General features: G+C 70.4%; 19 protein-coding genes. 10 read left to right on the top strand and 9 right to left on the bottom strand.

Annotated elements, in window-relative coordinates; genetic code table 11:
* Positions 1-5: 5 nt before the first annotated feature.
* The 3 genes from OHB21_RS31470 to OHB21_RS31480 all read right to left on the bottom strand — a co-directional run bounded on the left by OHB21_RS31470 (position 6) and on the right by OHB21_RS31480 (position 2,653).
* Complete coding sequence (locus tag OHB21_RS31470) at positions 6-815, bottom strand: SigB/SigF/SigG family RNA polymerase sigma factor (RefSeq protein ID WP_067513611.1); 810 nt, start codon at positions 813-815, stop codon at positions 6-8.
* Between the two features lie 349 nt (positions 816-1,164).
* Positions 1,165-2,004 carry an SDR family oxidoreductase gene (locus OHB21_RS31475; RefSeq protein WP_067513608.1) on the bottom strand — a complete coding sequence of 280 codons (840 nt, stop codon included), beginning with the start codon at positions 2,002-2,004 and terminating at the stop codon, positions 1,165-1,167.
* A 37-nt stretch (positions 2,005-2,041) separates the two neighbouring features.
* Positions 2,042-2,653 carry a flavodoxin family protein gene (locus tag OHB21_RS31480; RefSeq protein ID WP_067513606.1) on the bottom strand — a complete coding sequence of 204 codons (612 nt, stop codon included), beginning with the start codon at positions 2,651-2,653 and terminating at the stop codon, positions 2,042-2,044.
* Positions 2,654-2,809: 156 nt separating this feature from the next.
* Here OHB21_RS31480 and OHB21_RS31485 point away from each other — a divergent pair, with 156 nt between their 5' ends.
* The 3 genes from OHB21_RS31485 to OHB21_RS31495 are packed head-to-tail and all read left to right on the top strand — an operon-like array spanning position 2,810 to position 4,659.
* Positions 2,810-3,823 (top strand): iron-containing redox enzyme family protein, encoded by a 1,014-nt coding sequence (locus tag OHB21_RS31485; RefSeq protein ID WP_067513604.1) that lies wholly within the window; start codon positions 2,810-2,812, stop codon positions 3,821-3,823.
* The gene (locus tag OHB21_RS31490; RefSeq protein WP_067513602.1) at positions 3,813-4,472 is read left to right on the top strand and encodes a HemK2/MTQ2 family protein methyltransferase; all 660 of its coding nucleotides are present in this window, start codon (positions 3,813-3,815) and stop codon (positions 4,470-4,472) included. Before OHB21_RS31485 ends, OHB21_RS31490 begins: the two co-directional genes overlap by 11 nt.
* Positions 4,453-4,659 carry a CDGSH iron-sulfur domain-containing protein gene (locus tag OHB21_RS31495; protein WP_067513600.1) on the top strand — a complete coding sequence of 69 codons (207 nt, stop codon included), beginning with the start codon at positions 4,453-4,455 and terminating at the stop codon, positions 4,657-4,659. The genes OHB21_RS31490 and OHB21_RS31495 overlap by 20 nt, the downstream gene beginning before the upstream one ends.
* Before the next feature lie 4 nt (positions 4,660-4,663).
* On the opposite strand, the gene OHB21_RS31500 is transcribed toward OHB21_RS31495, so the two are convergent.
* Genes OHB21_RS31500 through OHB21_RS31515 form a run of 4 tightly spaced genes read right to left on the bottom strand, consistent with a single transcriptional unit; the run spans position 4,664 to position 9,205 of the window.
* Positions 4,664-5,131, bottom strand: coding sequence for a CinA family protein (locus tag OHB21_RS31500; RefSeq protein WP_195141950.1), 468 nt, complete (start codon positions 5,129-5,131; stop codon positions 4,664-4,666).
* Complete coding sequence (locus OHB21_RS31505; protein ID WP_067513596.1) at positions 5,128-6,588, bottom strand: aminotransferase class I/II-fold pyridoxal phosphate-dependent enzyme; 1,461 nt, start codon at positions 6,586-6,588, stop codon at positions 5,128-5,130. The genes OHB21_RS31500 and OHB21_RS31505 overlap by 4 nt, the downstream gene beginning before the upstream one ends.
* A 48-nt stretch (positions 6,589-6,636) precedes the next feature.
* A complete protein-coding gene (locus OHB21_RS31510) occupies positions 6,637-8,721 on the bottom strand; it encodes a catalase (protein WP_067513594.1) in 2,085 nt (694 codons plus the stop codon).
* Positions 8,722-8,755: 34 nt separating this feature from the next.
* Entirely contained in the window at positions 8,756-9,205 is a 450-nt protein-coding gene (locus OHB21_RS31515) for a hypothetical protein (RefSeq protein ID WP_407675052.1), read from the bottom strand.
* Here OHB21_RS31515 and OHB21_RS31520 point away from each other — a divergent pair.
* Both OHB21_RS31520 and OHB21_RS31525 read left to right on the top strand, forming a co-directional pair.
* A complete protein-coding gene (locus OHB21_RS31520; protein WP_067513592.1) occupies positions 9,200-9,439 on the top strand; it encodes a hypothetical protein in 240 nt (79 codons plus the stop codon). The genes OHB21_RS31515 and OHB21_RS31520 overlap by 6 nt on opposite strands.
* Positions 9,440-9,451: 12 nt before the next feature.
* Positions 9,452-10,027, top strand: a complete 576-nt coding sequence (locus OHB21_RS31525) for a type 1 glutamine amidotransferase domain-containing protein (RefSeq protein WP_067513590.1) — start codon at positions 9,452-9,454, stop codon at positions 10,025-10,027.
* A 695-nt stretch (positions 10,028-10,722) separates the two neighbouring features.
* Here the strand turns inward: OHB21_RS31525 and OHB21_RS31530 are convergent.
* The gene (locus OHB21_RS31530; RefSeq protein WP_232331893.1) at positions 10,723-11,394 is read right to left on the bottom strand and encodes a PAS and ANTAR domain-containing protein; all 672 of its coding nucleotides are present in this window, start codon (positions 11,392-11,394) and stop codon (positions 10,723-10,725) included.
* Between the two features lie 223 nt (positions 11,395-11,617).
* On the opposite strand from OHB21_RS31530, the gene OHB21_RS31535 reads away from it, so the two are divergent.
* Positions 11,618-12,439 (top strand): RNA polymerase sigma factor SigF, encoded by an 822-nt coding sequence (locus OHB21_RS31535; RefSeq protein WP_067513586.1) that lies wholly within the window; start codon positions 11,618-11,620, stop codon positions 12,437-12,439.
* A gap of 51 nt (positions 12,440-12,490) precedes the next feature.
* Here OHB21_RS31535 and OHB21_RS31540 read toward each other — a convergent pair whose 3' ends face one another.
* Positions 12,491-12,853 carry a hypothetical protein gene (locus OHB21_RS31540; RefSeq protein WP_324191889.1) on the bottom strand — a complete coding sequence of 121 codons (363 nt, stop codon included), beginning with the start codon at positions 12,851-12,853 and terminating at the stop codon, positions 12,491-12,493.
* A 165-nt stretch (positions 12,854-13,018) separates the two neighbouring features.
* On the opposite strand from OHB21_RS31540, the gene OHB21_RS31545 reads away from it, so the two are divergent.
* From OHB21_RS31545 to OHB21_RS31560, 4 genes are all read left to right on the top strand, one after another.
* A complete protein-coding gene (locus OHB21_RS31545; protein WP_067513584.1) occupies positions 13,019-13,345 on the top strand; it encodes a plasmid stabilization protein in 327 nt (108 codons plus the stop codon).
* 178 nt (positions 13,346-13,523) lie between these two features.
* Positions 13,524-15,488, top strand: coding sequence for a S9 family peptidase (locus OHB21_RS31550; protein WP_195124398.1), 1,965 nt, complete (start codon positions 13,524-13,526; stop codon positions 15,486-15,488).
* 685 nt (positions 15,489-16,173) lie between these two features.
* Positions 16,174-16,779, top strand: a complete 606-nt coding sequence (locus OHB21_RS31555; RefSeq protein ID WP_067513580.1) for a TetR/AcrR family transcriptional regulator — start codon at positions 16,174-16,176, stop codon at positions 16,777-16,779.
* A gap of 9 nt (positions 16,780-16,788) precedes the next feature.
* Positions 16,789-17,691 (top strand): LysR substrate-binding domain-containing protein, encoded by a 903-nt coding sequence (locus tag OHB21_RS31560; RefSeq protein WP_067513579.1) that lies wholly within the window; start codon positions 16,789-16,791, stop codon positions 17,689-17,691.
* Positions 17,692-17,696: the final 5 nt, after the last annotated feature.

Here is a 17,696-nt window from a genome sequence, read left to right on the forward strand (position 1 = left end):
GGCGCTCAGTCCCGCAGTGCTCGGTCGCGCAGAGCGGTGAGTGTCCGCGACAAGATGCGGGAAATCTGCATTTGGGAGACGCCGAGTTCCTCGGCGATCTGGGACTGCGTGCGGTTGCGGAAGAACCGCGCATACAGGATGTGGCGCTCGCGCTCGGGCAGCTCGTCCAGCAGCGGCAGCACAGCGAGGGCATCCTCGGTGAGTTCGTAGTGCGCGTCCTCGGTGCCCAGCGCGGCCATGACGCGGCTCGCCGGGGTGGAGGCGCCTGCGTCGTCATCTTGGGGCACGGTGTCGAGTGAATTGGTGCGATAGGCGTTGCCCGCCAGCAGCGCTTGGGTGACTTCGGCGAAATCCACGTCCAGTTCGATGGCGATCTCGTAGGCGGACGGGGTGCGCCCCAGGCGCTGGGACAGGGCCTCCACCGTGGGGCCGATCGTCAACTGGAGTTCCTTGACTCGGCGCGGCACGCGCACGGCCCAGGTGTGGTCGCGGAAGTGCCTGCGAACCTCGCCCATGATGGTCGGGATCGCGAAGGCCAGGAACGAGCAGCCTCGATCGGGGTCGAAGCGATCGACCGCCAGCACGAGGCCGACGGAGGCGATCTGATGCAGGTCGTCGTAGTGCTCGCCCCGGCCGGTGAATCGGCGGGCGATGTGGTCGGCCAGCGGCAGGCACCGGCGCACGATGTCCTCGCGCAGAGTCGCGCGGGCGGGATCGTCGTGTTCGAGCGCGGCCAGTTTCGCCAGCCACGGCTCGATGTCGTCGTAGCTGTCGCGTCCGGCCTTCGGTCGATGTTCAGCAATCGCCAACACCATGGTGGTCCTCGCTTCCCTCGATGTCGGAGCGTCCCGCGCGGGTCGGGTCACGGGGTTCGTTCGCACGGGACGCTCTTCATCGAGTACCGCGACGAGCCGGAAGCGAAAAGCGTTCGCGGGCCGGGATTCGTTCACCGGATCGTTTCGGCCACGCCGTTCGCATTCCGGACGACTCCGTTCCGGAAGGCAGGGCGCTCGACACCGGCGTTTCGGTCCCCCCGTCGCATCGCGTGGTTCGCACCGTTGCGAACACCCGTCGCCATTGACGGGCCGATGCGCGGGCGGCTCCGTATCGCGGACATCATCGCCATACCCGTTGCGGGAGGGGGCAATCGGCGGGCTATTTCGCTCACAGGATCGGGCGGCCACCGGTCACCGCGACGCGCGCGCCGGAGATGTAGCTGCCTTCGTCGGAGGCCAGCAACACGTAGGCACCCGCCAGTTCGGCAGGTTGGCCCGCGCGTCCGAGCGGGGTGTCGTCGCCGAAGCGGGTGACCTTCTCCTCGGGCATGGTCGACGGGATGAGCGGCGTCCAGATCGGGCCCGGCGCGACGCTGTTGACCCGGATCCCGCGCGGGCCCAGCAGCTGGGCCAGGCTGGCCGAGAAGTTGGCGATGGCGGCCTTGGTCGCCGCGTAGGGCGCCAGCGTGGGCGAGGGCATGTCCGAGTTCACCGAGGTGCTGCCGATGATCGAGGCGCCTTCGGGCATGTGCGGCAGCGCCGCCTTGACGAGGTAGAAGTAGGCGCCCATATTCAGCTTGAACGTGTGGTCGAACTCCTCGTCGCCGATCTCCTCCAGCGTCTCGTGGGTCATCTGGTACGCGGCGTTGCTCACCAGGATGTCGATCCGGCCGAATTCCGCCGCGGCGCGGTCGATCACGGCGCGGCAGTGCGCCGGATCGGACAGATCGCCGGGCACCGGCACCGCCTTGCGGCCCGCCGCCTCCACCAGCGCGACGACCTCGTTCGCGTCGTCGTGTTCGTCGAGATAGGAGATCAGCACATCCGCGCCCTCACGCGCGTAGGCGATGGCGACCGCGCGGCCGATGCCGCTGTCGGCGCCGGTGATCACCGCCGCCTTGCCGGTCAGTTTGCCCGAGCCCCGATAGCTCTGCTCGCCGCAGTCCGGGACGGGGCTCATCCGGCCCTGAACGCCGGGAACGTCTTGCTGTTGCGCGGGAAATCCCATGATCGTGCCTCCTCGTGTGTCGAATGGGGTGCGGCGCTCAGCGGTAGGCCGGGTAGGCGTTCGCGCGTAGCGCGCCGGCCAGGTGCGCCGCGTTGCGGGCCAGCGTGCGGGTCGTGGTGGCGACCGCCTCGGGCACTTCGTCGAGCTCGCGGTATTCGCGCCCGCCCATGGCCTCGTCGTTCCAGTAGGTGCAGCCCTGGGCGGGAATGGTGTAGCCCATGTCGTCGAGCCCCTGGAACAGGTCGGCCACGATCTTGTGCGCGCCGTCCTCGTTGCCGACGACCGCCGCGATCGCCACCTTGCCCACCAGCACCGGACGGCCCTGGTCGTCGGTGGTGGACAGTTCGGCATCCAGCCGCTCCAGCACGCGCTGCGCGACCGAGGACATGTGCCCGAGCCAGGTCGGGGTGGCGACGAGCAGCACGTCGGCGGCCAGGATGCGCTCGCGCAGAGCGGGCCATTCGTCGCCGTCGCCCTCGTCGGCGCTCACACCCGGTCGCACGTCGTGATCGACCACGCGCAGCACCTCGCCGCGCACCCCGTGCCCGGCGAGTTCGTCCAGGACGTGCCGGGCGAGAGTGTCGCTGCTCGACGGGGCCGGCGAGGGTCGCAAGGTGCAGACCAGCGCCACGGCGTTCAGTTCCGGCATGGTGGAGACCTCCTGTCCGAAAGGTGGGCGCGCACGCCCCTGCTCTCCCCGCTATAGCCACGCGGCGCCGTCGCAACCGGCCCCACCGCCGGTTTCGGGAGGGCGGGCGCGGGTAGCACGAGGGCACTCGCGTCCCTTCGACCAGGCAGGTCCCGCATGACGATCCGTTGTGTCCCGGCGTCCACGCTCCCCGTGCCCCGCGGCGAGTTGTCCGCGTCCGTGCTCGACGTGTTGCAGGACCCGCCCGGGTCACCCGTCCCGCGGGTCGGCACCGTCGACCCGCTCGGCGACGACGCGCAGCTGACCCTGCACGCGTGCTACGAACTGCACTACCAGGGCCTTGCCGGTGTGGACCCCGGCTGGGAGTGGGACGAGCGGCTGCTCGGACTGCGCGCGGGGCTGGAGCGCCAGTTCCTGCGCACGTTGCGCGACGGCGTCGCGGGCGGTGACGATCTCGACGCCGAACTCGACGCCCTGCTCACCCCGTCCGAGGCCGTGGGCACCACGCGGTTCCTGCGCGACGACGGCGAGTGGTGGCAGGTCCTCGAATACTTCACGCACCGTTCCGTGCACCACCACAAGGAGGCCGATCCGTACGCCTGGGTGATTCCCCGGCTGCGCGGCCAGGCCAAGGCGTCGCTGGTGGCCGTCGAATACGACGAGTTCGGCGGCGGGCGCGGCGAGCGCGTGCACGCCCAGCTCTACGCCGATCTGCTGGCGGCCGCCGGACTGGATCCGGGCTATCTGCGCTACCTCGACGTGGTGCCCGCGCCCATGCTGGCGCTGGTGAACATGATGTCGCTGTTCGGACTGCACCGCGCCCACCGCGGCGCGCTGGTGGGCCATGTCGCGGCGGTGGAGATCGCCTCCTCCCCCGGATCGCGCGACATGGTGGACGCGCTCACGCGCCTCGGCGCCGACCCGGCGTGCGTGCTGTTCTACCGCGAGCACGTGGAGGCCGACGCGGTGCACGAACAGGTGATGCGCCACGACGTCCTCGGCGATCTGCTGGCCCGCGAACCCGCGCAACGGGCGAGCGTGGTGTTCGGCATCCAGGTCACCGAGATGCTGGAGGACCGCTTCGGCGCGGCCGTGCTCGAGGCGTGGCGCGCCGGTCGAACCTCGTTGCGCGACACCCTCGTCGGACCGAGAGGCGAGCATGTCGGCTGAGTTCCCCGTGGTCCGCCTGCCCGGCGTCTATCGCCCTCAGGGCGACACCCGCCTGCTGGCGCGGGCGTTGCGCGGGGCGGGCCTGCCGCGCGGCGGGCACGCGCTGGACCTGTTCACCGGATCGGGCGCGCTGGCCCTGGCCGCCGCCCGCGCCGGAGCCGCGCGGGTGACGGCTGTCGACATCTCCCGGACCGCGGCGCTGTCGGCGTGGCTGACGTGCCGGCTGGGTGGTGTGCCCGCCGAGGTCCGCCGCGGTGACTTCGCCGACGTGCTGGCCGGGCGCACCTTCGATCTCGTGCTGGCGAACCCGCCGTACGTGCCCGCCCCGCCCGGCCTGCGACCCCACGCCGCCTGGGACGCCGGCCCCGACGGCAGAGAGGTGCTCGACCGCCTGTGTGCGGTGCTGCCGGGCCTGTTGCGGCCGCGCGGTGTGGCGCTCATCGTGCACTCGGCGCTGGCGTGCGGCGAGTCGACCGTCACCGCGCTGCGCACCATGGGATTGAAAGCCGCTGTAGTGGACCGGGATTCGATTCCGTTCGGTCCCGTGCTGCGCGGCAGGCAGGACTGGTTGCGCCGCACCGGGTTGCTCGAGCCCGGTCGCGACACCGAGGACTTGGTGGTGATCCGCGGTGACCGCGTCCGCCCGTGAACCGCGCCGCGTCACCTTCGTCGCCGACGGGCCCGCGCTCGTCGAGGGCCCGGTGGAGGTGGTGACGGCCGACGGGCGCACGCTGCGCTGCGACCGTTTCACCGTCGCGCTGTGCCTGTGCAAACGGTCCACGACCTATCCGCTGTGCGACACCAGCCACCGCACCCGCAGGCGCAAGCCCTCGTGAGCGGTCAGCGCGGATCGTCCAGCGCGTCGAGCAGGTAGCCGAGCGCCCACTCCACCGTCTGCGCCAGCACCCACTCGGGGTCGCCCTCGAAGTCGCGGCGGTGCGCGATCACCATGTCGTCGGAGGCGGTGGCCAGCCACACGCACCCGGCGGATTCGCCGTCGCGATCCTCGGGCCCGCCGACCCCGGTGACGGCCACCGAGACCGTCGCGCCGAGGAGCCCGCGCACACCCTGCGCCATCGCTTCGGCGCAGTCGCGCGACACCACGGGCACGTCCGGCACGTCGAGGACCGACCGCTTCACCCCGGGGTCGTAGGCCACCACACCACCCAGAAACCACTGCGCCGCATCGGGAGCCGCGCCCAACCGGGCGGCGATCTTGCCCGAGGTGAGCGACTCGGCCACGGCGACGGTGTGCCCGCCCACCCGGGCGGCCTCGGCGATCCGTCTCGCCATTTCCTCCGGCGTCATCGCGCCACCACCCGCACCGTGCGCACGGACGGGTCGGCGGCGTCGGGGATGTTCATCCCGGCCGCCGCGCCGGTGCGCAGGTAATCGAGCACTCCCGCGTCGAGCACCTCGCCGGGAATCGCGGCCGGGATGCCCGGCGGATACGGCGTGAGCTGTTCGGCGCAGATCCGCCCCGCCGCGGACCCGACGGGCACCGCCTCCACCGGTCCGAAGAAGGCGTCGCGCGGCAGCATCGCGGTCTCGAGCGCCAGCTCCGACGGGGCGGGCAGGCGGATCGACGGCGCGGTGTCCTCGTGCGCGCGCTGTGACCACGCGCGGACCGCCTCGACGAGCGTGTCGGCCCGCTCGGCGTCATCGGCGATCGAGAACGTCGCCAGCACGCGGCGATGGTCGCTGAGTCCCATGTCGATACCGCACTGCTCGCGCAACCAATCCGCGGCCGCGTACCCCGAGGAACCCGTGGCCGACACGTCCATCAGCACCTGCAATCGGTCCAGGTCGTGCGAGGCCTGCGCGCCCAGGAGTTCCCGCTCCATCACGGTGATGCCGGGGACGCCTGCCAACGCCGACCTGGCGCGCTCGGCTATACGGAGCGCGTGGCCGAGCAGGCGGTGGCCGTGCTCGACCATCTGCCTGCGCCATCCGTCCAGCGCCGTGTACACCAGCACGTTCGGACTGGTCGTCATGAGCAGGTCGGCGCACGCGCCGAGCCGTCGGGGATCGACCAGATCGCCCGCGAGGTGGAACACCGAGCCCTGTTCGAACCCCGCGCCCATCTTGTGCACGCTGACCACGCACACGTCGGCGCCCGCGTCCATCGCCCAGGTGGGCAGGTCCTCGTGGAAGGGCAGGTGCGCGCCCCATGCCTCGTCCACGATGAGCGGTTTGCCGCGCTCGTGGCAGATCGCCGCGAGGGCGGGCAGATCGGCGCAGGTGCCGTAGGGGCTGGGACTCACGATCAGCGCGCCCGCCGCGTCGGGATGCTCGTCCCAGGCGCGGCGCACCTGTTCCGGCGATGGCGGATGGGACAGATGGCGCTCGGCGTCCCAGCGGGGCGCGATCCAGCGCGGCCGCACGCCGGAGAACACCAGCCCGGCCACGATGGATTTGTGACTGTCGCGCGCCACCAGCAGCCCGCCGTCGTGGCCGCCCGCGACCGCCATCATGGCCGCCTTCACCGACAGCGAGCTGCCGCAGGTGGAGAAGAAGGCGCGGTCTGCGCCGACTGCCGCGGCCATGAGTTCCTCGGCGCCGGAAAGGTACCCGCCGCGCGCGAGCCGGTCGTCCAGACCGGGCGAGAGCAGGACGTCGGAGGCGAACGCCGCGCGCCCGATGACGTCCAGGACGCGCTCGTCCGCCCCTCGGCCCTGCCGGTGGCCGGGCGGGGTGAAGCCGTACCGTCGGCGCCGGCGGTAGTCGGCCAGCGCTTCCACCAGGGGTGCTCGTGACTGGTCCACGTCCCGGGCCTACCCTTTCGCGGCGGCGTTACACGGAGCAGGCCGGGCTCAGGTCGACCGGCCCCATACCCGGTGTTCCGACAGCGCGGCCGCCAGCCGGTCCACGAACGTATCGGACACGTGCCCGCCGCCTTCGGCCGACACAATCACGCCGTCGGGGGTGATCTCGGTGTCGTCCCCCGACACGCCCACCGACACACCTGCGGCGCGCAGCACGTCCTGTCCCACACCGATCGCGCCCACCGGCTTGAGATGCCGATACGCGCTCGCGGCGAACCGGACCGCGCCGCCGTCGGCGGTGAGGGTCCGCGCCGAATCCGCACCGCCCGCGACCACCACCGCGTCGTAGAGCACCGACGCCATGGTCGGCAGCGCGCGATCCACCGGTACCGCTCCGTCTCGACCGCGAAGGGTTCCGCCGTGCGGCGCAAGCACTTCCACCTGCGCGCCGCGCTGCGCGAGTCCCTCCCGCAGCGCCTCGATGCCCGCGCCGTCCACGCCGTCGGCCGCCAGTACCGCGACCTTGCGGGTGGCGATCGCGTCGGGTGCGCCCGCGAGCTGCGACAACGCGGGCGACAGCGGCGCGTCGTCCAGTTCCCGGGTGGGTGGCTCCGGCAAGCCGAGCCGGGCGGCCACCCGCGCCGTCAACACACCGTCGACGTGGGAGAGCCGCTCGAGCACCCGCTCGCGGATCTCGACCCGGTTCACCTTGCCGAGCTCGAACGCGAACGCGTCCACGATGTGGTCGGCCTCCGGCGGGGACATGCTGCGCCAGAACATGCGCGGCTGGCGGTAGTGCTCCTGGAAGGAGGCGCTGCGCTGCCGGATCGTCCGCCCGTCGACCGCGCGGGTGTAGTGGCGGAAGACATCGGCGTCGGCCAGTGCCGGGCAGCCGCCCGCGATGGTGTTCTTCGTGTAGAACGCCTCGCCACGCGCTATGGCGTGCTGGCCGTAGCCGTCCTGCTGGTGGTTGCGCACATCGGCCACCGGCCGATTGACCGGCAACTGCGCGAAATTCGGCCCGCCGAGCCGGATCAACTGCGTGTCCAGATACGAGAAGTTGCGCATCTGCAGTAGTGGATCGGCGGTGAAGTCGATACCCGGCACCACGTTCGCGGTGTGAAAGGCCACCTGCTCGGTCTCGGCGAAGAAGTTGTCCGGGTTGCGGTCGAGCACGAGTTCACCGACGGGGCGCACCGGCACCTGCTCCTCGGGAATGATCTTGGTGGCGTCGAGAAGGTCGAAGTCGAAATCGAACTCGCGATCCTCGGGTACCAACTGCACGCCCAGCTCCCAGCGGGGAAAGTCACCCGCCTCGATGGTGTCCCACAGATCGCGGCGATGGAAATCCGGGTCGCGCCCGGCGATCTCCTGGCATTCGTCCCACAACAGCGAATGCGTGCCGAGCGCCGGCTTCCAATGGAACTTCACGAATGTGCCCGTGCCTTCGGCGTTCACCAGACGGAACGTGTGCACGCCGAAACCCTGCATCATCCGGTAGCCGCGCGGGAGAGCTCGGTCCGACATCAGCCACAGGATCGCGTGCAGCGTCTCCGGCTGCTCGGCGACGAAATCCCACAGTGTGTCGTGCGCCGACGCCGCCTGCGGTATCTCGTTGTGCGGCTCGGGCTTCACCGCGTGCACGAAATCGGGGAACTTGATGCCGTCCTGGATGAAGAACACCGGGAAGTTGTTGCCGACCAGGTCGTAATTGCCTTGCGCGGTATAGAACTTCGTCGCGAATCCCCGCACGTCCCGCACCGTGTCGGCGGAGCCGCGTGAACCGGCGACGGTGGAGAAGCGCACGAAAACCGGTGTGGTCGTATCGGGTTCGGTGAGGAACCGGGCCACGGTGTAGTCGGCGAGCCAGCTGTCGTAGGGCCGGAACCAACCGTAGGCGCCCGCGCCCCTGGCGTGCACAACGCGTTCGGGGATGCGTTCGTGGTCGAAGTGGGTGATCTTCTCCCTGGCGTGGAAATCCTCGAGCAGGGTCGGGCCGCGCTCGCCCACGGTCAGCGAGTCGTCGGTCGAATCCACGCGCACACCCTGCTGGGTGGTGAGTGCGCCGCGGTCCCGGTCCTGGCGATGGTCCTCCAGCTGCCGGTCCTTGGCGTCGCCGTTTCGTGCTGCCATGACGGTCTCCTCGAAAGTTGTTCGCTCGGTACGGCTACGTCCGGTGGTTCTGCCCGCCGAACAGCGGGTCGCCGTCCTCGGGCGCGCCGCTCACCTGGCCGCGGTAACGGCCGTGGGCACGGTCGGCATCGTCCTCGGCGAGGTCGTCGAACGGGTCGCCGAGCGCGTCCGGTGGCGCGCCATCGGGTTCCTCCTCGGCCAATCGGCTGTCCAGGTCCTCGCCGGTGCGCTGTTCGCGGGCGGTGGTGCCGAACGCGTCGGCACCGCGCCACTCCGACGGCGGGTCGACCGCCTCGCCGTCGTCGCGCAGTTCGTCGGGGTCGAGGCTCTCGGTGGCACTCAACAGGTCCTCGTCGTCATGTTCGGTGGGCATACCGCCGCACTGCCCGCGCCCGCGCGGCGCAAACACCGCACCCTGTTTGTCGCCCTCCACCCCGGGTAGCGCGTCGGTGAAATCCGATTCCCACAGGAGGTCACCATGCACACCGAGACCGAGACCGGGCAGATCACCGGGACCAAGGACAAGGACTACGACCTCATCTGGTTCGCCGAAGCCTCCCTCAGCAACGCGCTGCGCATGGAGGTGTACCAGCGCGATGCCGAGCGCGCGGGCGACACCGAACTCGCCGAGTTCTTCGCACGCGCCCAGCACGAGAGCCGCAAGGGCGCGAGCCAGGCCAAGGAACTGCTGGCCCGCCGTCTCACGGGCGAGCGCTGAGGAGGAAATGCCATGTCCGACAAGGCTCTCGCCGATCGTCGTGTGCTCGCGATCGTCAGCAACTACGGCGTCGAACAGGACGAGCTCGTGGTGCCCGTGGAGCGGTTACGCGCCCAAGGCGCCGAGGTGACCGTCGCGGCGGTGTCCGACGAGGCGATCCGCACACTGGTCGGCGACCGGGATCCGGGACAGGAGATCACGCCGGACGCCACACTCGCGGCGGTGACCGCCGTCGACCACGATCTCCTGCTGATCCCGGGCGGCACCCTGAACGCCGACAAGTTGCGCCTCGACGTTGACGCGCTCGGCATCGTCGGCGGGTTCGTCGCCGCGGGCAAACCGATCGCGGCGATCTGCCACGGCCCGTGGCTGCTGGTGAGCGCGGGAGTGGTGGCGGGCAAGACGCTCACCTCCTACCCGTCGCTGCACGTCGACCTGGAGAACGCCGGGGCGAGGTGGGCGGACGAACCGGTGGTCGTCGACGAGGTCCGCTACCCGCTGATCACCTCGCGCAACCCGAGGGATCTGGACGACTTCCTCCCCGCCGTCGGCCACGCGCTGCGCACGGCGTCGACCAGCACGGCGTGAACAGCCGCGCCCGGAACAGGGTGCCACGGCGTGGCGCCCTGTTCCGCTGCGTCAGGAGGCCCGCCGTCGGGGAGGCTTCGGGTCCGCGGCACTCGGGTGCGGAACCATGTCGCGCCGCAGCGGAGTACCACCGGCTGACGTAGCGTGGTCCGGCACGGCCGCGAGAGCTTTCATGCCGGCGGGCGCCCCCTCGGGCGCACTGCCGCGGCGTCCGGGTACCGCACCTCTCATCACGGCGGCCCACCAGGATTCCAGGGGACTGGGATCGGGCCAATGGACCACGAACGTGTCCATGTCGGACACGGAGGAGGTGCGATCGGCGGGGTCGGGCTCAAACTGCATGCTTGATTCCTCCATGTGCCGCTACCGCAGCGCCCGCGGCGTCGAGGCGAGTGATGCCTGCGCGTTCTACGCATGAGACGCCGGGGCCGTCGGAAACTCACCGCGACCCGGCACTGCGCCCCGGCGGTGCCCGTGTTCTCGAGACCGGCCGGTTCGCCCATTCCAGCACCCCGGACGAGACGGCGCCAGGGCGGCCGGCGAACGGTTCGCCGGCAACCATCCGGAAAACGAACGCTTCGGCGCCGGACCCGACGATGATAGGCCCGGCGTGCGACGGCGAACGGGTCTTCCGGTCGTTCACGCGCCGTCTACTCCGCAGCGAGCACGTCCATCGGCGGGCTCGAGCCGGTCTCTCAGTCAGACCGCCCCATCCGGTCCTCCGGCTCGCACTCGTGCGCGGTGAGCAGGGCGTGGTCGAAGCGGGTGCGGGTGGGTGCGGTGATCACGTTCTGCCGCGCCACCGTCGCGATCAGCCGGGCCGCGAGATCGCGCACTTTCGTGTTCGTCTCCTGGGATCGCCACCGCAGCACGCGGAACGCCTGCTCCTCGGAGATGCCGTAGACGAGCATCAGCATGCCTTTGGCTTGGTCGATCACCGCCCGTGCGGCAACCACCTCGGGCATGGTCTCGTCCAGGGTTTCGTTGCGTGCCTCGTCCACCGTGTCGGTGAGGTCGATGTAATAGCCGACCGAACCGACGACCCGGCCCTGCTCGTCCGCCATCTGGTCACCCACCACCAGCACCGGACGCACCACGCCCTGCGCATCGATGATGCGGTGCCTGCTGCAGAACGGCGCGTCACCGGTCACCACGTCGTGCAGGATCTCGGCGACAATCGCGCGGTCGTCCGGATGTTTGTGGGAGAGCAGCAGTTCCGTCGACGGCGCCACCTCCCCCGGCGGGTAGCCGTGCAGGGCCGCCACCTCGTCCGACCACTCCCACCGCTGATCAGCGAACCAGTATCGAAAACTACCGGCCGGACACGTCTTCCCGGTCGTGGGGAGGTCCAGCCCATCGATGCTCACAGAGAGAGTATCCACCCCTTCGGTCCATCTCGCGGAATTCGCGTCCGATCGTGCGGCGCCCACCGCGCAGGAAACGAACGTTCGGCTCCCCGCCATCCGAAATACGAACGATCGACCGCTGTGCCGGTAATCCGCGCCGCCGTGGGAACCCCGCTCACGGGCGGCCCTCGCGCTGAAGCAATCGGCCGGGGCCGCCGTCGACTCGGAAGAAGCGAGGATCGCCATGAATCCGGCGACCGCTCACGATCGAATCACCCCCCGCCGCACGGCGGGCGACAGCTACGACGACATCGAACCCTGGCTCGACAAACTCTGCGCCCTCACTCCTGGCACCACCGAGCACACCAGTCTGCGGGAGTCCATCCTGCGGCGCTGCCTACCCCTGGCCGATCACATCGCCCGCCGCTATACCGGCCGCGGCGAGACCTACGACGACCTGCTCCAGATCGCCTCCCTCGGTCTGGTCCTGGCCGTCGACCGTTTCGATCCCAGCCGCGGCAGTTCCTTCCTCGCCTTCGCGATTCCCACGCTCATGGGCGAGATCCGCAGGCACTTCCGCGACCACACCTGGGCCGTCCGCGTGCCACGGCGGATCAAGGAACTCCAGCTCACCCTCGGCCCCGCCATCGAAACCCTCTCCCAGCGCCGCGGCCGCGCCCCCTCCGCCTACGAGCTCGCCGCCGAACTGCACGCCGATCTCACCGAGATCACCCAGGCCCTCCTCGCCGCCAATGCCTACCGGACCAACTCCCTGGACACCATCGCCGTCGACGACGAGGGCGCGAACGGAGGCGTGGCGTATCGCATCGCTTCGGCGCTCGCCGAGGTGGACCCGCACTTTCAGCTCATCGACGACACGCTAGCGGTGGCCCCGTTGCTGGACGCGCTTCCGGAGCGGGAGCGGCGGGTGTTGCACCTGCGGTTCTTCGACAACCTCACGCAATCACAGATCGCCGAGGAACTCGGCGTCTCCCAGATGCAGATATCGCGGGTCCTGTCGCGCACCCTCACCACACTGCGCGAACAGGCACTACCGGATCGATAGGCATGTCCACGCCGAACCGAGGCCGGTCGCCCGGCCTCGGTTCCGTCATGGTCAGTGCCCGCGCTGGTCGTGCAGGTACAGGCCTTCCCGGCTCTTGACCCGCCGGTGTTCCAGCAGGATCCAGGTTGCTCCGACGATCAATCCCGCCGCGGCCGCGACGCCTGCGATGATCGCCCACCCCGCGTAGCCGTATCCCGCCGCGGTCAGGGCCAGCGCCAGCGCGATCACGCCGACCGCGCACAGCACGATTCCCGGCACGTTGTAGCCGTCTTCCAGCGCTTCGCCCGCGTGCGCCCTCGTGGTGCGGGCGTCGTCGGGGAATCGGCTGTCACCGTGCGGCGGGTGGACGTACCGATCCGGTGTCGGCGGCTCCTCCGGCGTGCCCGGCAGATCGTCGCCTGTCCTGTCGTACATGGGTCGCTCCTTTCCGTGGCGTGGCACGGGCTCCGCGTGAGCGGGGCGCTGTTGTGCGGCTACCCCGGCTCGCGCTCTCGAATCGGTCGCGACCGAATCGGTGATCTCGTCGCGGCGCCGTTTGTCACGGCCCGCTCCGGGTAGCCGGTCGCCAGGAGGTGTGCCATGCCGAAGGAATGGACCGACAAGGACGAACGCCAGTACGAGCACATCCGCGATTCCGCGAAGAAGCGCGGTGCGAGCACGAAGCGCGCCAAGGAGATCGGCGCGCGCACCGTCAACAAGAATCGCGCCCAGCAGGGCAAGACCGAGACCGCGAGCCGGTCCTCGACCGAAGACATGTCCGCGTCGCGGCGCGGCGGCCTGCGTTCGGGCAAACGCGGGCCGAAGGGCCCGACGCGCGACCAGCTCTACAACGAGGCCAAACAGCGCAATATCAAGGGCCGCTCGCAGATGACCAAGGCCGAGCTGGCCGACGCGCTGGGCCGCTGACCCTTCGCGGCGCCGGCCACGCCGCCGCCGAACTGCCGCGGCGACGGGACGCACCGGAGCCACCGTCGCGCTCCGCGAACCGGGCATCGCCTCGCCGCCGATCCGGCGTCGCCCTTGACTGTGCCGCGACGGCATGGTTTGGACTGGTGGCAACACCAAACCCACCGAGAGGGCGAGAATGGGCACATCGAACGCCGACGGCGGCAGCGCGCGCACGGGCAGCAGCCCGGATCGGAGGGGACTGCCGAGACTCGTTCCCGTGGAGGAGTTCTTCGCCGACCCGGAGTTCGCGGCGGCGACGATCTCGCCGGACGGGAGCAGGATCGCTTATCTCGCACCGGAATACGGGCGGCGGAATGTGTGGGTGCGGGGGATTCACGAGGAGCACGCCGACGCGGTCTGCGTCACGCACGACGCCAGGCGCGGGATCACCAAGTACTTCTGGACCGACGACCCGCGATGGCTGCTGTATCTCCAGGACACCGACGGCAACGAGGACTGGCACCTGCACCGGGTGGATCTCGACGCGCCCGGGGAACCCGCCGTCGATCTGACTCCGCTGGAGCCCGGGTCGCGGGTGTTCGGGGCCGAGCCGCTCCGGTCGGTCCCGGGCAGCATGCTGGTGTGGATGAACCGGCGCCCCATGTTCATCGACGTGTTCCGGATCGATATCGCGACCGGCGTGACGACCGTGCATCACGAGCAGGCCGACCCCGCCGACACCGTGCTGCTGGATCGCCAGGGCGAGCCCGCGTTCGCGACAACACTCGCCGAGGACGGTGCGATGGAGTTCTCCGCGATCGACCCCGGCACCGGTGAGCGACGGGTGCTGCGCCGGATGGGCGGCGCGGAGTATCCGATGGGGGTGCAGCCGCAACTGGTGACTCCCGACGGAAAGGGCTTGCTGATCAGCACATATCAGGACTCCGACGACCTGCGCCTGGTCCGCGTAGACCGAGAGACCGGCGAGGAGACGGTACTCGCCGCCGTGGCGGGCCACAGCCTGGACATCACGGGCACGATGGCGCCGGGCGTGCTGCCACCCACCGTCTACACCAGCCGCCGCACCGACGAGGTCATCGCGGCGCGTTTCGTCGGGGACCGTCCCCGGATCGAGGTGCTGGACCCGCATTTCGCCGAGGTCTACGCCGAACTCACCAATCTCTCCGACGGCGTCCTGGGCACGCTCACCTCCGACGAATCGGAGCGGTGGTGGGTCGCGCAATTCGTCCACGACCGCGACCCGGCGGTGACGTGGCTCTACGACCACGCCACCAAGGACAGCAGGCTGCTGTTCCGCCCCCACCCGCACCTGAACCCCGACGACCTCGCCCCGATGACGCCGGTCGGCTTCCCCGCGCGCGACGGACTGCCGCTGCACGCCTTCCTCACCCTCCCGGTCGGCGTCGAACCCGCGAACCTGCCGCTCGTGCTGGTCGTGCACGGCGGGCCGTGGTACCAGGACAGCTGGGGCTACGACCCGACGACGCAGTTCCTGGCCAATCGCGGATACGCCGTGCTCCAGGTCAACTTCCGCGGCTCCACCGGCTACGGCAAACGCCACATCACTTCCGCGATCGGTGAATTCGCGGGCGCGATGCACGACGACCTGATCGACGCCGCCGACTGGGCGGTCGCGCAGGGCTACGCCGACCCCGCGCGCATCGGCATCATGGGCGGCTCCTACGGCGGCTACGCGGCACTCGTCGGCGTCACCGTCACGCCCGAATACTTCGCGGCCGCCGTCGATTACGTGGGCATCTCGGATCTGGCCCGGTTCCTGCGCACCCTCCCGCCGTTCGTCCGCCCCTACCAGGCCAACAGCTGGTTCCGCTACGTCGGCGACCCCGACGACCCCGCGCAGGAGGCCGATATGACCGCCCGCTCCCCCCTCACCATGGTCGACCGCATCCGCACCCCGCTGCTGGTCGCCCAGGGCGCCAACGACGTTCGCGTCCCCCAGGAACAGTCCGACAACATCGTCGCCTCCCTCCGCGACCGCGGCATCCCCGTCCGCTACCTCCTCGCCGAAGACGAGGGCCACGGATTCGACAACCCCGACAACCAATTCCGGCTCTACCGGGCGATCGAGGAACACTTCGCCGACCATCTGGGCGGAAAGCGCGGCACCGACCACACATAGGGTCCGGATAGCGGGCGTCGACGCGCGTATCGGAACCATTGTGATCGCACGGCGCGTACGTTCCCCCCGAGACCCCGATTCGGGCCACAAATCAGGTGGGGCACATGCTGAACTCGACCATGCTGGTTTCCGAACGGCATTCGACGCCGACCGTTCACCGAGCGCCAGTGAACCGCAGGCCCTCGGCTTCCACCCCGGCGACCTCGGGCTCGGCACCGCGTGCCACCCGCACCCGCCCGCCCATGACCCACCACCCGCAACGCCGCGGCGACCGCCGCCGCGTTCTCCTGCGCCCGGCTCGTCCGCCCGGTTCCGTCGATGATCAGCAGATTCCGGTGCAGCCCGGGGGTTTCCAGCTCCGCGCGCAGGTGATCGGCGACCTCGTCCGGCGAGCCGAGGGGTGAGCGACGCGGTGGCCGCCGACGAGGTCGACCACTGCGCCCTCGACGGCATCGCGGCACTCGGTCCGCACCGCTGACCGCCCTCCTCGATCCCCATCTGTGCCGGTTCACAAACACCGAACGGCGATGGTTGGCGCAGGTCAGAACGTTTTCGGTGAGACGACCCCGGCGTGCGCCGCCGTGGTTAGACTCGGGCCCGCCGCTGTTCGTCCGAGCGATGGGGAGGATGGTTCGTGCCGCCGAGGGCCGTGAGTCCGCGTCGTCGCCCGACGCAGGAACGCAGCGTGGCGACGAAGCGGCAGATCCTGGATGCCGCCGCCCGGCTGTTCGGGGAGCGCGGGATCGCGCAGACCTCGACCAACCGGATCGCCGCCGAGGCGGGCGTCAGCATCGGCACACTGTACCGCTATTTCGCCGACCGCTCCGCCCTCGTCGACGAACTGCTCGACCGCCTCCTCGACACGCTGGAGCAACGCCTGACCGCCCGCATGTTCGGGCTCGAGCAGAAATCGGTGCGCGAGGTCATCACCATCATCCTCGAGGTGATGACCGAGCAGGTCGCCGCGGAAGCACCGCTGGTGCGGGCGCTGGCCGACGGCGTCCCGTTCTACAGCAGCGGCATGCCGGAATTCGAACTCCGCGTCCGTTTGATGGTCAAACTGCTGATCATGCAGTTGCTCGGCCCCGGCGACAGCCACGAGTACGAGGTGATGACCTCGGTCGTGGTGAACACCTGCATCGCGGCCGTGCTGCGCGCCGCCCTCGCCGACGACGGCTACGACCGCGCCGAGATCATCGCCATGACCGCCCGGATGATCACGCCGATGGCGGAGGAGGAGATCGCAGCGCGGCAGTCCCGGCAGCAATCGGCGCCCGACCGGCCCCGATAGAATCCCCGGATGGAGCTGCGCCAACTCGAGGTCTTTCGCGTGGTGGCCGAGGAACTCCACTTCGGGCGCGCCGCCGAGCGCCTGCACCTGGCCCAGCCCCACCTCAGCCGGATCGTACGCGCCTTGGAGACCGATCTCGGCGCGCCGCTGTTCGACCGCACCACGCGCCGCGTCGAACTCACCCCGGCGGGCCGGGCGCTGCTGGCCTCGGCGGAGGCGATGCTGCGGATCGAGGCGCGGGCGCGCGCCGATGTCGCGGCGGCGCAGCGCGGCGAGATCGGCACGGTGCGACTGAGTTTCGCGGGCCCGTCGTCCCAGGCGATGGTCGGGCGGCTGGCTTGCGCGGTACGCGAGGAGTACGCGGGCATCGCACTGGCGGTGCGCCCCGGACGGTACGGCCCCGGCGTCCTCGCCGACCTCTTGGACAGATCCACCGATCTCGCCATCGCCCGCTTCGAACACGAACCCGCCGAGGTGGATTGCCGTCCCGTCGCGCGGGAACGCGGTGTGCTGATGGTGCCCGCCGCACACCCCGCCGCCGCACTCGCGGAGGTGTCGCTGACCGCACTGCGGCGAGAACCGTTCCTCGCGCTGCCCGACGACTCCGGCTCGGCGGTGCGGTCGATGTTCACCACCGCCTGCCGTACGGCCGGGTTCGTACCGGAGATCGTGCAGACCGCCCCGGACACGTGGACCTGCGTCGCGCTGGTCGCGGCGGGCGTCGGGCTGCACTTCACCACCGACGCGGCGGCCCGGCAGATGCCCTTGGACGGCGTCCGGGTGGTGCCACTCGCCGCCGATATCGCGATCCCGCCCGTGCTGGGCTATCTGGTGTGGCGGCGCGGGGATCGCGATCCGGCGCTGGAACGGGTGCTGCGGCTGTCGGGAAAGGTGCTCCCCACCGTCACCTGAGACTC

This window comes from Nocardia puris (assembly GCF_036051655.1).
GTDB lineage: Bacteria > Actinomycetota > Actinomycetes > Mycobacteriales > Mycobacteriaceae > Nocardia > Nocardia puris.

Excerpts from the sequence above, each read along its gene's own strand:
- OHB21_RS31500 (WP_195141950.1), bottom strand. The coding sequence starts at position 5,131 with ATGACGCCGGAGGAAATGGCGAGACGGATCGCCGAGGCCGCCCGGGTG.
- OHB21_RS31520 (WP_067513592.1), top strand. The coding sequence starts at position 9,200 with ATGCACACCGAGACCGAGACCGGGCAGATCACCGGGACCAAGGACAAG.
- OHB21_RS31525 (WP_067513590.1), top strand. The coding sequence starts at position 9,452 with ATGTCCGACAAGGCTCTCGCCGATCGTCGTGTGCTCGCGATCGTCAGC.
- OHB21_RS31550 (WP_195124398.1), top strand. The coding sequence starts at position 13,524 with ATGGGCACATCGAACGCCGACGGCGGCAGCGCGCGCACGGGCAGCAGC.
- OHB21_RS31540 (WP_324191889.1), bottom strand. The coding sequence starts at position 12,853 with ATGTACGACAGGACAGGCGACGATCTGCCGGGCACGCCGGAGGAGCCG.
- OHB21_RS31480 (WP_067513606.1), bottom strand. The coding sequence starts at position 2,653 with ATGCCGGAACTGAACGCCGTGGCGCTGGTCTGCACCTTGCGACCCTCG.
- OHB21_RS31510 (WP_067513594.1), bottom strand. The coding sequence starts at position 8,721 with ATGGCAGCACGAAACGGCGACGCCAAGGACCGGCAGCTGGAGGACCAT.
- OHB21_RS31545 (WP_067513584.1), top strand. The coding sequence starts at position 13,019 with ATGCCGAAGGAATGGACCGACAAGGACGAACGCCAGTACGAGCACATC.
- OHB21_RS31475 (WP_067513608.1), bottom strand. The coding sequence starts at position 2,004 with ATGGGATTTCCCGCGCAACAGCAAGACGTTCCCGGCGTTCAGGGCCGG.
- OHB21_RS31490 (WP_067513602.1), top strand. The coding sequence starts at position 3,813 with ATGTCGGCTGAGTTCCCCGTGGTCCGCCTGCCCGGCGTCTATCGCCCT.
- OHB21_RS31470 (WP_067513611.1), bottom strand. The coding sequence starts at position 815 with ATGGTGTTGGCGATTGCTGAACATCGACCGAAGGCCGGACGCGACAGC.
- OHB21_RS31535 (WP_067513586.1), top strand. The coding sequence starts at position 11,618 with ATGAATCCGGCGACCGCTCACGATCGAATCACCCCCCGCCGCACGGCG.
- OHB21_RS31485 (WP_067513604.1), top strand. The coding sequence starts at position 2,810 with ATGACGATCCGTTGTGTCCCGGCGTCCACGCTCCCCGTGCCCCGCGGC.
- OHB21_RS31560 (WP_067513579.1), top strand. The coding sequence starts at position 16,789 with ATGGAGCTGCGCCAACTCGAGGTCTTTCGCGTGGTGGCCGAGGAACTC.